General features: G+C 64.5%; 14 protein-coding genes and 1 pseudogene. 7 read left to right on the forward strand and 8 right to left on the reverse strand.

What is annotated here, in order from left to right:
- Positions 1-14: 14 nt before the first annotated feature.
- Both LU671_RS29705 and LU671_RS29710 read right to left on the reverse strand, forming a co-directional pair.
- Positions 15-794, reverse strand: a complete 780-nt coding sequence (locus LU671_RS29705; protein WP_375547222.1) for a methyl-accepting chemotaxis protein — start codon at positions 792-794, stop codon at positions 15-17.
- 123 nt (positions 795-917) lie between these two features.
- Positions 918-1,967 (reverse strand): annotated as a pseudogene (locus LU671_RS29710) (cache domain-containing protein); the annotation flags it as partial.
- A 596-nt stretch (positions 1,968-2,563) separates the two neighbouring features.
- Here LU671_RS29710 and LU671_RS12880 point away from each other — a divergent pair.
- Complete coding sequence (locus tag LU671_RS12880; RefSeq protein ID WP_232855848.1) at positions 2,564-2,851, forward strand: hypothetical protein; 288 nt, start codon at positions 2,564-2,566, stop codon at positions 2,849-2,851.
- A 381-nt stretch (positions 2,852-3,232) separates the two neighbouring features.
- On the opposite strand, the gene LU671_RS12885 is transcribed toward LU671_RS12880, so the two are convergent.
- Genes LU671_RS12885 through LU671_RS12895 form a run of 3 tightly spaced genes read right to left on the reverse strand, consistent with a single transcriptional unit; the run spans position 3,233 to position 4,345 of the window.
- Positions 3,233-3,682, reverse strand: a complete 450-nt coding sequence (locus LU671_RS12885) for a GNAT family N-acetyltransferase (RefSeq protein WP_232855849.1) — start codon at positions 3,680-3,682, stop codon at positions 3,233-3,235.
- Positions 3,683-3,717: 35 nt separating this feature from the next.
- Positions 3,718-4,038: a helix-turn-helix domain-containing protein gene (locus LU671_RS12890; protein ID WP_232855850.1), complete on the reverse strand. Its 321-nt coding sequence runs from the start codon at positions 4,036-4,038 to the stop codon at positions 3,718-3,720.
- On the reverse strand, positions 4,025-4,345 hold the full coding sequence (locus LU671_RS12895) for a transcriptional regulator (protein WP_203647405.1): 321 nt from the start codon (positions 4,343-4,345) through the stop codon (positions 4,025-4,027). Before LU671_RS12895 ends, LU671_RS12890 begins: the two co-directional genes overlap by 14 nt.
- A gap of 185 nt (positions 4,346-4,530) precedes the next feature.
- On the opposite strand from LU671_RS12895, the gene LU671_RS12900 reads away from it, so the two are divergent.
- On the forward strand, positions 4,531-4,902 hold the full coding sequence (locus tag LU671_RS12900; protein WP_232855851.1) for a hypothetical protein: 372 nt from the start codon (positions 4,531-4,533) through the stop codon (positions 4,900-4,902).
- Positions 4,903-4,919: 17 nt separating this feature from the next.
- On the opposite strand, the gene LU671_RS12905 is transcribed toward LU671_RS12900, so the two are convergent.
- The gene (locus tag LU671_RS12905) at positions 4,920-5,492 is read right to left on the reverse strand and encodes a biliverdin-producing heme oxygenase (protein ID WP_203647403.1); all 573 of its coding nucleotides are present in this window, start codon (positions 5,490-5,492) and stop codon (positions 4,920-4,922) included.
- Between the two features lie 150 nt (positions 5,493-5,642).
- Here LU671_RS12905 and LU671_RS12910 point away from each other — a divergent pair, with 150 nt between their 5' ends.
- Both LU671_RS12910 and LU671_RS12915 read left to right on the forward strand, forming a co-directional pair.
- Complete coding sequence (locus tag LU671_RS12910) at positions 5,643-6,683, forward strand: DUF1176 domain-containing protein (RefSeq protein ID WP_232855852.1); 1,041 nt, start codon at positions 5,643-5,645, stop codon at positions 6,681-6,683.
- 30 nt (positions 6,684-6,713) lie between these two features.
- Positions 6,714-7,763, forward strand: a complete 1,050-nt coding sequence (locus LU671_RS12915) for a DUF1176 domain-containing protein (protein WP_232855853.1) — start codon at positions 6,714-6,716, stop codon at positions 7,761-7,763.
- A gap of 142 nt (positions 7,764-7,905) precedes the next feature.
- Here LU671_RS12915 and LU671_RS12920 read toward each other — a convergent pair whose 3' ends face one another.
- On the reverse strand, positions 7,906-8,691 hold the full coding sequence (locus LU671_RS12920) for a sulfite exporter TauE/SafE family protein (RefSeq protein WP_232855854.1): 786 nt from the start codon (positions 8,689-8,691) through the stop codon (positions 7,906-7,908).
- A gap of 260 nt (positions 8,692-8,951) precedes the next feature.
- Positions 8,952-9,554, reverse strand: coding sequence for a helix-turn-helix domain-containing protein (locus LU671_RS12925; RefSeq protein ID WP_203647400.1), 603 nt, complete (start codon positions 9,552-9,554; stop codon positions 8,952-8,954).
- Between the two features lie 113 nt (positions 9,555-9,667).
- On the opposite strand from LU671_RS12925, the gene LU671_RS12930 reads away from it, so the two are divergent.
- The 3 genes from LU671_RS12930 to LU671_RS12940 all read left to right on the forward strand — a co-directional run bounded on the left by LU671_RS12930 (position 9,668) and on the right by LU671_RS12940 (position 12,368).
- On the forward strand, positions 9,668-10,804 hold the full coding sequence (locus LU671_RS12930; RefSeq protein ID WP_232855855.1) for an NAD(P)/FAD-dependent oxidoreductase: 1,137 nt from the start codon (positions 9,668-9,670) through the stop codon (positions 10,802-10,804).
- A gap of 12 nt (positions 10,805-10,816) precedes the next feature.
- Positions 10,817-11,197 carry a RidA family protein gene (locus LU671_RS12935; protein ID WP_110738477.1) on the forward strand — a complete coding sequence of 127 codons (381 nt, stop codon included), beginning with the start codon at positions 10,817-10,819 and terminating at the stop codon, positions 11,195-11,197.
- 106 nt (positions 11,198-11,303) lie between these two features.
- Entirely contained in the window at positions 11,304-12,368 is a 1,065-nt protein-coding gene (locus LU671_RS12940) for a YkvI family membrane protein (protein ID WP_232855856.1), read from the forward strand.
- Positions 12,369-12,388 lie beyond the last annotated feature (20 nt).

Consider the following 12,388-nt stretch of genomic DNA (forward strand, 5'->3'; position numbering starts at 1 on the left):
CGTGAAGCCAAAGGTCACGACTTGAAGCGTCCCACCAGCCCGTTCAGCTCATCCGACAACTGCGCCAACCTGCCGGAGTCGGCCTGGGCGGAGCTGGCCAGCCCCTCTACCAGCCGTGCCTCGTCGTAGATCTGCTGGATATGCCGGTTGATCTCCTCGGCCACGCTGTGCTGCTCCTCGGCGGCGGCGGAGATCTGCAGGTTCTGGTCGCGGATCTCGTTTACCGAGAGCTGGATGCCCTCGAAACTGTCCCGCGCGCTTTCGATCGACGACACGCTGGCCCGCGACAGGTCCAGGCAGCTTTCCATCTTCTGCGAGACCTCCTGGGTCTTGCCGCCGAGGGTGTTGAGCAACTGGTCGATCTCGCCGGTGGAGTCGGCGGTGCGCTTGGCCAGCGCCCGCACCTCGTCCGCCACCACCGCAAAACCACGGCCCTGGTCGCCGGCCCGGGCGGCCTCGATGGCGGCGTTGAGCGCCAGCAGGTTGGTCTGCTCGGCGATGGCGCGGATGGTGCCGAGGATCTGGTTGATACTGCGGCTGCCTTCCTCCAGCTCGACCATGGCCTGGGACGATTCGCTCAGGCGCCGACCCAGGCGATTGACGTTGTCGGTGGTCGCCTCGATCTGCTGCTTGCCCTCGGCCACCCGGCGGTGGCCGTGCTCGGCGGCGTCGGCGGCGCTGCTGCACGAGCGCGCCACTTCGTTGGCGGTGGCGACCATCTCGTTGAACGCGGTGGACACCAGCTCCACCGCCTCGCGCTGGCGCCCGGCGGCCTCGTTCATGTTGCCGGCCATCTCGCTATTGCTGCGCGAGGCTTCGTGCAGATTGGTCGAGGCCGCGCCGATGCGCTGGATCAGCTGGCGGATGGCGGCGAGGAACTTGTTGAACCAGCCGGCCAGCTCGGCGGTTTCGTCCTTGCCCTGCACCTGCAGGTCGCGGCGCAGGTCGCCTTCACCTTCGGCGATCGACTGCAGGCCGATACTGACCTGGCCGATCGGCTTGACGATCACCCGCGAGAACGCCGCCGCCACCAGGGCGAAGACCAGGGCCAGCACCACCACGATCAACGCGGTGACATAGGTCATGCGTGTGGCCGCGGCCATCACCTCGTCGTACTCGATCAGGCCGACGAAGCGCCAGCCAAGGCCTGGCGAGGTCCACACGTTGGCCATGTAGCGCACGCCGTCGATAACCACGTCGGTGGAGCCCTGGGAAGTGGCGGCCAGTTGCGCGTAGGGTACGCCGAGGTCCTTGAGCTGCTTGAAACCGTGGCTGGCGTTGCGTGGGTCGACCAGCACGGTGCCGTCCTCGATCAGCATCACGTAGCCGCTGTCGCCCAGCTTGATGCTCTTGACCAGCTCGGTGAGGTTCTTCAGCGACACGCTGACCACGAACACGCCCTTGGCCTTGCCGGTTTCGTCGAGCAGCGCCCGGGCAGTGCCGACCAGGGCCACGTCGTCCTTGTCGTAGTAGTAGGCGGCGGTACGCACGGTCTTGTCCGGGCTGGCCATGGCGGCCTTGTACCAGGGGCGGGTGCGTGGGTCGTACTTGGCCAGTTGCGGGTCGTCCGGCCATTTGGCGTAGCTGCCGTCCTCGAGGCCGATGGACAGGATCGCCGCCGCCGGGTGGGTGGTGCCGTAGCGGGCGAAGGCGTCGATCACCTTCTGCGCGGCCTCGGGCATCGGCTGGCGGGCGGCATCGGCGCCGGTGTAATCCTTGAGCGAGGTGACCGAGGTGTATACAAGATCCTTGGCCATTTGATCGACGTTCTGCAGCGTGCCATCGAAGAACTGGCGCATGTTGCCGTCGATCTGGCGGATTTCCCGGGTGCTGCCATCGAGGAACTGGTCGACCGCCTCGCTGCGGATGTTCAGCACCGAGATCCCGCCGACCAGGGCGACCGGGATGAAGGCCACCAGTACGAAGGCCAGGATCAGTTTGTTTTTTATTTTCATGGTGACGCCCATCCGTGAGAGTGAAGGGTGTACATGGCCGCTTCGCTGGAGTGGTGGCCACTTGCTACCTTTTCTGTTTCGGCGGGCGGAATATAAACCTTTAGTAGATGTTTCGTGTACAGGAAATTTAGAAATTGTCCTGACTTTCAGGGCAAGTAGGAGGAGATGCGTGGGAGCGGCTTGCCCCGCGATGAGGCCAGGACAGTTCTTTCAAGCGGATGACTAAGACTTTCCCTATTTCACGTAGGACGTTTCCCAAGCATGCTTTTACGGCCTTTCAGCTGTTGTTCTGGCCAGTCGCGCTCCTTAGTCTTGTCCTGTCGTTGCCAATTCAACGACCGGGTGTGCAAGCCCGTACAGGTACAACGCGAAAGCGCTTTTGGGCCTTGCCGGCAGTCTGCGGTTCTGGCCCTCCAATGGCGGCTATGCGTGGGAGGCCCTTGGGCCTGCCGAGTTCCTGTACCCTCGGTCTTGCACACCTGCGTATAGCTGCCACCTATTCGAGTGCAAGCGGATTCAGGCAGTTTTCCCATGACGGTACAGGAGTGCTGAACCATGCTGAAAATCGTGCCCGACCCACCCCGCGCCTTGCCCCGGGAGGTTCGCCCATGACCCTCGATACGACTACTCGAACCTCCCGGCCCACCACGGCCAACGCTCATTTCGGCACTTGCCACGACGCCCATCCACCGATGTTCTCGGTGCATGCCGGCATTGATGGCGAGGATGCGCTGGTGTGCGCGGTAGCGGCCTTGCAGGCGGCCTACGAAACCAATGCCATGGCCCTGGAAAAAGCCAGCGAACCGCTGCGCAGCCTGCTGGTGGCGACGGAGAACTCCCTGGAAAAAGGGCTGGCCTTGGCGTCGGCTGTGCTGGATGGGATAGAGCGGGGTTGATCGGGTCGCTCAGGTACTTTCGGCGCCAAGGTTGTTGACTGTATGAGGGCCGCCAGGTGTCCGCCGCAATCCTTGCAGCGCCTATCAGATCGAGCGCCGCCCGCGCGGCGCATCGCGGCACAAGGCCGCTCCTACATTTGTTGCAACGTACCGAACCTGTCAGGCCATGGTTGCCCGCCTTGGTGCATGTCTTGAGACGAGTGGGGCGGCGGCAATGCCCGCCAAAAAATCGCGTCGAGCGCACAAGGCTAACAACCATGGCCTATCAGGCATGGTCACGTTACAACAAATGTAGGAGCGGCCTTGTGCCGCGATGCGCCGCGCGGGCGGCGCTCGATCTGATAGGCGCTGCCAGTCTCCCGCCGAACACCCCGACAAGTCTCAGCAATCGAGCATCTTGTGATAGGTCACGAAGTCCTGCTCGGCCACATACCCCAGCGATTCATACAGTGCCTGGGCGGCAAGGTTGCTCCGGGCGGTGTCCAGGCTCAACCGCTGCGCGCCCTCGGCCTGGAAAATCTCGGTCAGTTGCTGCATCAGGTAACGGGCATGACCACCCCTGCGGGCGTGCGGAGCAACGAACAGGTCATACAGCCAGTAGAAGCGCTTCATCGCCAGCGAGCAGGTGGCCGGGTACAACTGGGCAAAAGCGATGGCCTGGCCGTCGGCGTCCAGCAGCAGGTAGATGCGCGAGTTGCCGGTTTCGAGGTTGGCCTTGAGGAATGTGCGGGAAGCGGGGAGGTCATCCGCTTCCTGGTAGAACATCCGGTACTGGTTGAAGAGGTCCGCGGCGGCGTCCAGGTGGTGCAGATCACAGGCAATGACGTTCATGTCGGGGCTCGCTATCAGGCTGTCCAGCGCCCTTGCTATGTGGGGCGATCCTGCAGGATTTCATGAAACACATCCGGTCGTACAGATGCGATATGCAGTAGCGTACGTGCAGCTCCCGAAGGCGTGCGCCGGCCTTGTTCCCACTCTTGCAACGTACGTACGGAGACGCCGAGCAGCTCGGCGAACTTCAGCTGGGACAAGCCGGTCTTGCTGCGGGCCTCTGCGGCTTCGGTCACCTCGACCTGGTGTACAGCGCCAAATCGTCCGGCTTTGACATCGCGAATGGACTGAAGCAGCTCCTCTGCGATATTGCGCTTGGCATCGCGCTGCATCAGTTCTTTTTCAGTCAGGGGCATGGTTCAGTTCCTTCACGATCTGGCGCAGTACATGCGCGGGTATGCTCTCGGTGGCGCTCTTGCCGTAGATAAGCAGTGCTACCAGAACACCATTGTCTAGCTGGGCGGTGTAGATGACCCTCACGGCGCCGCGCTTGCCTTGGCCTTCGATGCGCCAGCGTACCTTGCGGCAGCCACCGGAGCCGGGGATGACTGCGCCGCCATCAGGGTTGTTGGCCAAGTGGTGCATGAACGCGCCATGTTCGTCAGCGGTCCAGTAGTCGGGCCACAGCTTCGAAAACAGTGGCGCTTCGATGATCGTCAGCATACCGCATCCTTACGTCTTTGACGTAGGGATTCTGCTGTGTGGCGCCAAGCTGGAAAAGCAGGTCTTTGTCACGAGGGGTTGCCGGCCAATACTGTGGCTTGCTGGCGGCCATTCCGGCCATTAGCATCCGTTTTCCTCACTCACGGCCCTGCGCAAACCATGGCCGGCTCCAGGATCAAGGACGAATGTTGCCGTTGCTTTCCCGTTTCCTGCTGCACGCACTGGCCTGTGTGGCGTTTCCCTTCCTCTTGAGGCTGGGCTTCGATCTGTACCGGCAGTATATCGGCCCGCCGATGGCGCGAGGCGTCAGCGTTGGCTTGGCAACGATGATGGTGTTCTACGCTTTCGTGCTCTTCAACCTGCTGATGGTGGCAATTCCAAGAACGTCAATCCGCTACGCGCTGGCGATGTTGCTGATGCTGTTGGTACTGGCATTCTTCAATACCTTGCACCCGCTGCGGGCGCTGGGCTTCGCGCTGCTATGCGGTGGTTTGTGCGGGGCGGCGATCAGCATGACGCCCACGGTGACATCGCTGTTGAACAAGTGCCGTAGGTAAGGCCCCAGCGCGGGGGATCAGCAGGCCAGCACGCGTCGCTCTTCAAGCCATTGTTCGAAGCAGGTGAAGGTCTCGACCGCTGCCTTTACCGTCCGGGCCTGGGCGGCAGGCTCCGGATCTGCGCCAGCCAGTCGAGCGAGGAAGCTGCGCCAGCGTGCGCCGGTCTGCGCGCCGTAGACGTCGAGAAACGCACCGCCGCTGTCGGCGTCGATGCCCAGGCGTTCAGCCATGGCTCGCTTGAGTAGCTGGCCGCCCAGGGTGGAGCCTTCCAGTACATACATCACACCGAGTGCACTGGCTTCATCGTCGATGCGAGGCAGGGCGTGGCACAGCGGCAGTGCTTCGACATCGATGGCCAGGGCGCTCAGGTCGCGGGACAAGGCGGGTGTCTTGTTGCGTTCGGCGGCCTGGTACCCGGCCAGCAAGGTATCCAGCGGCGCATGGAAACCGTGGTAAGCCGCAAGCAGGCGCGCATAGGCCGCCCGGTCGAAGCCTTCGCTGAAGAACGGCAGGCGCGCCTCCAGCCCTTCGTGACAGGCGCGGGTACCCTCGCGCAAGGCAAGCAACAGCGGGCTGACGGTAGCGGACATGGCGCAGGCTCTGAACAGGATGCAACCGATACTGCCAGATCCCATGGCGCCACCACCACTGCCGATTTTCCGCACCTGGCATTTGATCTGTGGAATCATTGCGCCGCCTCTGGAGTGGGGCTTTCACGGCTAAGACAGGAATGCAGCACGATGCGCGCAACAACAAGGAACTTGCTGGCCCTCGGGCTGGCGTTGCTACCCGGCCTGGTCGGCGCGGCGGAGCCAGAGCCGGTACCGGTGTACCGGGAGATCAAGGACTGGGTGGTGGGCTGCGACAACACGCGCTTCTGCACCGCGGTGCTGGCCGATCATCCGGAGAAGATGCGGGTGGGCATGCTGGTGCAGCGCGAGGCGGGCACCTGGGGTAACCTGCACCTGACCCTGGTGGGCAGCACTGACTGGTCGGGCGAGCCCCTGCTCGACGGAGAGCTACTGGTCGCACCCTGGCGCATGACCCGCGGCGTCGAGACCACCCTGGAACTGGAGGGCGCCGATGCCTATGCCGTGTTGCGGCAATTGCGCAATGGCCAGCGCCTGGTGGACGACACCCGGCCAGGGGAGCGCGTGAGTTCGCTGCAAGGCCTGAGCGCCGCCTTGCTGCTGATGGATGCGGTGCAGGGCCGGGTCGGTCACTACAGCGCGCTGATGCGACCCGGTGACAGCGTCGCCGACGCCCAGTTGCCCACCCCGGCCAAGCCCCAGGGGCCGGCCTTTGTGGCAGCCACGCCCCTTAGCGAGCAGGAACTGGCGGGCATCAACCCGGTGGTGATGGCCAAGGCGGCCGCCGAAGACCAGTTGAAGAACGAATACGATGTCGCTCCCAAGCTTGAGCTGCATGCCCTGGACAACCAGCATGCCCTGGCGTTGCTCAGCTACAACTGCAACGACTTCCATTGCCTCTACGCGTTGTACAAAGTGTCGCGAGAGGCGCCTTACGCGCTTGGGCCGCTGGAGTTCGAGGCACCGTCCAGCCCGGTGCTGATCAGCCGGATGCGCGACGCCATCGAGTTCTACCCCAAAAAAGGCGAGCTCTACAGCTATGCCAAGGACGACTATCCCGGCAGTTGCGGGGTCGAGGAAAGCTGGCGCTACGACGGCATGCGCATGCGCCTGGTCAGGTTGTCGCGGATGGACCGGTGTGCCGAAGTGGGCACTGACACTTGGCCGGTACTATGGCGCAGCGAAGGCTGAAAACGCGAAAGGGATGTCAGGGGCAACACCATGCAATGGATGAAACGCCACCGTGCGGCACTGCTGCTGGCGCTCATGGCACCACTGGCCGCGCAGGCCGAAAGCGACCCGGCAGCGCTCGAGGCGGTGCCGCTGTACCGGCAGGTCAAGGACTGGGCGGTCGGCTGTGATAACACCCGTGCCTGCACGGCGTTGCTGGCGATCGATGACGAGCTGATGAGCGGCCTGCAGACCATCGTCCGGCGCGAGGCAGGGCCGCAGGGTAAGCTCGAGCTGACGCTGCGTGTCGGGCCGGCGTTTGCCGACCAGGTGTTGCTCGATGGTCAGGAACTGTCTGCTCAATGGCGGCGGATCCAAGGTGAGTACGATTTCGACCTGCAGCTCGAAGGTGATGCGGCACTGGCGCTGATCCGTCAGATACGCAACGGCAATCGCCTGAGTTCGTTGACCGAGGATGGCGAGCTGGTGGCGTCGTTGCAGGGGATTAGTGGCGCGTTGCTGGCCATTGATGCGGTCCAGGGTCGGGTAGGGCATGCCGATGCGCTGGTGCGGGTGGGCGACGTCCCGGCTGCCGAGGTGCCTGACGCTCCTGTCGCGGCGGCGTTGCCGCAGTTTGTCGCCGCGCCTGGCATGAGCGACGAGCAGGCGCATGAAATCGGCAGGACGGTGAAGCGCCAGGCGGGTGTCGAAGGTGATGTGCCGGGCCTCAGCTTTAGCCACTATGAGGTGTACCCGCTGGACGCTGACAGTGCCCTGGTCATTCTCAATGTCGGGTACAGTGGCGAGTTCTGCGCCAATTACCTGTATCGGGTGTCTCGTGCCGCGCCCTACCAGATCAGTGAAATGGCCTTCGAGGCGCCAACGCCGTTACTGGCACCGCAGCTCAGTGGCCATGTGACGTTCGATCCGCAAAGTGGCCAATTGCAGGCCACTGATAAAAGCCTGTTGGAGCGCGGTTGCGGCCTGGTCCAGCAATGGCGCTATGACGGTCAGCGCATGCGCCTGGAGCGGGTGGCCCGGCTGGATCGCTGTGGATACGTAAAGCCGGAATTCTGGCCGGTACTGTGGCGCCTAGGTTGACATGTCCCCTGTAGGAGCGGCCTTGTGCCGCGAAGGGGGCGCGTAGCGGCCCCGGCGATTTTTCCGTCAATGCTGAAATCCTGGGGCCGCTGCGCAGCCCTTTCGCGGCACAAGGCCGCTCCTACAGGGTCTGAGGGACGGCTCAGAACGCCAGCTTGTAGCCGATCAGCAACAGCATGGTCGCCAGGCAAGGCCGCAGCACACGGTCGGAGATACGCCCGGTCAGGTGGCTGCCCAGGTAGATCCCCGGCAGCGAACCCAGCAGCAGGTAGCCCAAGAGCGACCAGTCCATGTTGCCCATGCCGGCATGCCCCAGGCCCGCCACCAGGGTCAGCGGCACGGCGTGGGCGATCTCGGTGCCGACCAGGCGGCGGGTGACCAGGAACGGGTACAGCAGGAACAGCGCCACGGTCCCCAGCGCGCCGGCGCCGATGGAGGTGAGGGTGACCATCACGCCCAGCACCACGCCGGTGATCACGGTGAGGAGGTTCAGGGTGCGGTCGCTGAGGTGGTAGTGATCGCCGGCATGCTTGCTGGCGAAGGCCTGCAGGCGCGATTTGAACAGGATCGCCAGGGCGGTGAGGATCAGCACCACCGCCAGGCCTTGCTTGATGATGGCGTTGAGCGCGGAGGTGTCGGCGTGCAGGGTGCTGAGGAACCACAGGGTCAGCGCGGCGGCCGGGACGCTGCCCAGGCTCAGCCAGCCGGTGATCTTCCAGTCGATGTTCTTGTTGCGGCCATGCACCCAGACGCCACTGGCCTTGGTGATGGCGGCGTAGAGCAGGTCGGTGCCCACGGCGGTGGCCGGGTTGATGCCGAACCACAGCAGGATCGGGGTCATCAGCGAACCGCCGCCGACGCCGGTCATGCCGACGATGAAGCCCACAACCAGTCCCGCAATGGTGAAACCGAAAGAACCTACATCCATACGCTACTCGACGCCCAGCTTGCCCGTGATCGGATGGATGCCAGCATATAGATTTTTTTATAGCCAAATAGACTTGTTCGTTATTAGGTTATAACTGGCCCGGCTCATTCACTGGCTTTGTGTAGGAGCGGCCTTGTGCCGCGAAAGGGCTGCGCAGCGGTCCTGGCGATTGTTGCTTGAACGCTGAAATCCTGGGGCCGCTCCGCGCCCCGTTCGCGGCACAAGGCCGCTCCTACAGGGGATGGGTAACCCCTGGCCTTTCACCGATCAGTCATCACCACCATCACCTGCGCATCGCCGCCATCCTCGCTCTCCGACAGGTAGATATGCCCCACCTGGCTGTCGAAATACGCAGTCTCCTGAGGCCCGATGCTGACCGCCTCGCCGGTCTCGAATTCGATGCGCACGCGTCCGCTGATGACCATGGCGAATTCCTGGCCGGGATGGCGGATAAAATCGTCGAACTGGCCGCGTTCACGGGCGATGATGCGGGCATAGGCCGGGGTCATGCGTCGCTCGGGGAAGGCGCCGGCGATCGGGTAGTAGTCGTAGGTGCCGGTGGAATAACCCGCCACCGCCGCCAGCGAATCGACTACCACGGTGGCCGGCTGCGGCGCGCCCACCGGGCCGCTGGCGCGAAACAGCTGGGCGATGTCCAGGTTCAGGGCGCGGGCGGCGGCGGCCAGTTTTTCGTAGCTTACCGAGACCTGCGCCAGCTCCATTTTCGACAGCGTGGACAGCGGTACGCCGCTGAGCGCCGACAGCTGCTTGAGTGTCATCTGCCGGGCCTTGCGCACCTGGCGCAGGCGCGCGCCGACTTCACTGCGGTCGAGCGGGGTGCGGGTGGTGGGGGCGTCGGGCATCGGGGCTCTCGGGCTATGCTGTGGTCGGGCATCTTACCTTGGTGCCTTGCGTATTTCTAAATTCTCATATATTAGAATTCTCACAAATGATAATTAGCGCCGCAGGAGCGTGCATGGGACAGGTCCACGATATTCTGATCATTGGCGCCGGCATCGCTGGCGCCTCCCTGGGTTACCGACTGGCCGGCCAGCGCCAGGTGCTGCTGCTCGAACGCGAGACGCAGCCGGGCTATCACGCCACCGGGCGCTCGGCGGCGATGTTCATGGAGGCCTACGGCACCCCGCAGATCCAGGCCCTGACCCGCGCCAGCCGGGCGTTCTACGAGCAGCCGCCGGCGGGCTTCTGCGAGCATCCATTGCTCGAACCCCGCGGCTGCCTGTATGTCGCCAGCCATGAGCAGCACGATCTGCTTGAAAGCACCTACGCCCAGAACCTGGCCAACGGCACCGCCGTCAGCCTGCTCGACAGCACGGCGGCGCTCGAGCTGGTGCCGAGCCTGCGCGGCGAACTGCTGGCCGGCGCCGTGCACGAGACCGGGGCGATGGACCTCGACGTGCACGCCCTGCATCAGGGCTTCCTGCGCGGCCTGCGCCAAGCCGGTGGCGAGGTGCGCTGCAATGCCGAGCTGGTGCAGGCGTACTATCTGGATGACCTGTGGCATGTCGAGCTGGCCGACGGCAGCCGCCTGCGCGCACGGCAACTGGTCAATGCCGCCGGCGCCTGGGCCGATCAGGTGGCCGGGCAGTGCGGGATCGGCAAGGTCGGCCTGCAGCCGTGCCGGCGCAGCGCGTTCACCTTTCCTGGCCCGGCGCAGCACGACTTCGCCCGTTGGCCGGCAGTGATCGGCGTCGACGAGAGCTTCTACTTCAAGCCCGACGCCGGCCAACTGCTGGGCTCGCCCGCCAATGCCGACCCGGTCGAGCCGCAGGACGCCGCGCCCGAAGAGCTGGACCTGGCGCTGGGGATCTACAACATCGAGGCGATGACCACCCTCGAGATCCGCCGGCCCAGCCACAGCTGGGCGGGGCTGCGATCGTTCGTCGCCGATGGCGACCTGGTGATCGGCTTCGACCCGGTTTCCCCCGCGTTCTTCTGGCTGGCCGCCCAGGGCGGCTACGGTATCCAGTCCGCCGCCGGGGCTTCGCGCCTGGCGGCCGATCTGTTGCTGGGCCTGCCGCTGTGCGCCAGCCTTGTCAGCCAGGGGGTCGAGCCAGCACGGTTGTCCCCGGCACGTTTCATCCAACCCTGAATGGAGCATCCCATGAGCAATGAAATCCAGCGTTTTCCCAGCAGCCTGCCGTTTCCCTTCTCCCGTGCGGTGAAGGCCGGGGGCTTTCTGTTCCTGTCCGGGCAGGTGCCGATGAGCCCGGGCGGCGAGGTGGTGCGTGGCGATATCCAGGCGCAGACCCGGGCGGCCTGCGAGCGTATCGCCGAGAGCCTGGCGGCGTGCGGCGCGCGCTTCGACCAGGTGGTCAAGTGCACCGTGTGGTTGTCGGACATGAGCCATTTCGCCGGCTTCAACGAGGTCTACAAGGAGTTCTTCGGTGCAGCGCTGCCGGTGCGTTCGACGGTGGCCTCGGCACTGGCGCTGGGGGTGGATGTGGAGATCGAGGTGCAGGCCTACATCGGTCAGGACAACTGACACTGTGGGAGCGGGCTTGTCCCGCGATACAGCCATCGCGGGGCAAGCCCGCTCCTACAACAACCCCTGCAACGACCCGACACAACAATAAAAACCAGAGGTGCACATGCAAGAGCAGCTGAAGATCGCCGGCGCATTCGTCGGCGTGATCGTGGGGGCGGGCTTTGCGTCCGGGCGGGAACTGCTGTTGTTCTTCGTCGATTTCGGCGTCTGGGGACTGGTCGGCGCGCTGGTCAGCGCCGCGCTGTTCACGTTTCTCGGCATGGCCCTGGCGGGGCTGGGCAACCGCCTGAAGGCCACCTCGCACAAGGAGGTGATCCAGGCCATCTGCGGTCGGCACCTGGGCGTGCTGGTCGACTGGCTCATTACCTTCTTCATGTTCGGCGTGACCGTGGTCATGCTCGCCGGTGGCGGTGCACTGCTTGAACAGCAGTTCGGCATTCCGGCGCTGGCCGGCAGCGTGCTGGTTACCGTGCTGGTGGTGGCCATCGTCTGCCTGGATGTGCAGAAGGTGATGGTGGCCATCGGCGCGATCACCCCGTTGCTGATCCTGGTGGCCTCGGCCATCGCACTGTATGCGGTGTGTACCCGCAGCTTAAGTTTCGCGGCGCTCGACCAGGTGGCCAGCCAGCAGGAGGCGGGCACCCATCACTGGTTGCTTGGGGCGTTCCTGTATGTCTCCTACAACATCGTTGCTGGCGCGCCGATCCTGGCGATCCTCGGCGGCTCGGCACGCAATGGACGGGTTGCCGTGGTCGGCGGCCTGCTGGGCGGCGCGGCGCTGGGCGGGCTGATGCTGGTGATGAGCGCGGGGCTGCTGTCGCGCCTGGACAGCGTGGCCGCGCTGCCGATGCCGATGCTGTCGATTGCCAGCGAGGTGTCGCCGCTGCTCGGGCTGGTGATGTGCCTGATCATCTTCGGGATGATCGCCAACACGGCGGTGGGGACGCTGTTCTCGTTCCTGTCGCGATTGCTGCCGGCGGGCACGGTGAAGTTTCGCTGGGGGGCGGTGGTGGCCGGTGGGGTGGGGTTCGTCTGCAGCCTGGTGGGGTTCATCAGCCTGGTAGGACAGGTGTATCCGCTGTTCGGCTACCTGGGGTTCGTGCTGATGACGGCGGTGCTGGTGGGGTGGTTGCGGCGGGGCAGGGGGGCGAAGGTGGTGGTGGCCTGAGGCAAGCCCGCTCCCGCAGT

Origin of the sequence: Pseudomonas sp. NMI760_13 (assembly GCF_021283245.1) — a bacterium.
Taxonomy (GTDB): Bacteria; Pseudomonadota; Gammaproteobacteria; order Pseudomonadales; family Pseudomonadaceae; genus Aquipseudomonas; species Aquipseudomonas peradeniyensis.

What these genes read in the sequence shown, in the direction of transcription:
- LU671_RS29705 (WP_375547222.1), bottom strand. Translation starts at nt 794, where the DNA reads ATGGCCGGCAACATGAACGAGGCCGCCGGGCGCCAGCGCGAGGCGGTG.
- LU671_RS12880 (WP_232855848.1), top strand. Translation starts at nt 2,564, where the DNA reads ATGACCCTCGATACGACTACTCGAACCTCCCGGCCCACCACGGCCAAC.
- LU671_RS12885 (WP_232855849.1), bottom strand. Translation starts at nt 3,682, where the DNA reads ATGAACGTCATTGCCTGTGATCTGCACCACCTGGACGCCGCCGCGGAC.
- LU671_RS12890 (WP_232855850.1), bottom strand. Translation starts at nt 4,038, where the DNA reads ATGCCCCTGACTGAAAAAGAACTGATGCAGCGCGATGCCAAGCGCAAT.
- LU671_RS12895 (WP_203647405.1), bottom strand. Translation starts at nt 4,345, where the DNA reads ATGCTGACGATCATCGAAGCGCCACTGTTTTCGAAGCTGTGGCCCGAC.
- LU671_RS12900 (WP_232855851.1), top strand. Translation starts at nt 4,531, where the DNA reads ATGTTGCCGTTGCTTTCCCGTTTCCTGCTGCACGCACTGGCCTGTGTG.
- LU671_RS12905 (WP_203647403.1), bottom strand. Translation starts at nt 5,492, where the DNA reads ATGTCCGCTACCGTCAGCCCGCTGTTGCTTGCCTTGCGCGAGGGTACC.
- LU671_RS12910 (WP_232855852.1), top strand. Translation starts at nt 5,643, where the DNA reads ATGCGCGCAACAACAAGGAACTTGCTGGCCCTCGGGCTGGCGTTGCTA.
- LU671_RS12915 (WP_232855853.1), top strand. Translation starts at nt 6,714, where the DNA reads ATGCAATGGATGAAACGCCACCGTGCGGCACTGCTGCTGGCGCTCATG.
- LU671_RS12920 (WP_232855854.1), bottom strand. Translation starts at nt 8,691, where the DNA reads ATGGATGTAGGTTCTTTCGGTTTCACCATTGCGGGACTGGTTGTGGGC.
- LU671_RS12925 (WP_203647400.1), bottom strand. Translation starts at nt 9,554, where the DNA reads ATGCCCGACGCCCCCACCACCCGCACCCCGCTCGACCGCAGTGAAGTC.
- LU671_RS12930 (WP_232855855.1), top strand. Translation starts at nt 9,668, where the DNA reads ATGGGACAGGTCCACGATATTCTGATCATTGGCGCCGGCATCGCTGGC.
- LU671_RS12935 (WP_110738477.1), top strand. Translation starts at nt 10,817, where the DNA reads ATGAGCAATGAAATCCAGCGTTTTCCCAGCAGCCTGCCGTTTCCCTTC.
- LU671_RS12940 (WP_232855856.1), top strand. Translation starts at nt 11,304, where the DNA reads ATGCAAGAGCAGCTGAAGATCGCCGGCGCATTCGTCGGCGTGATCGTG.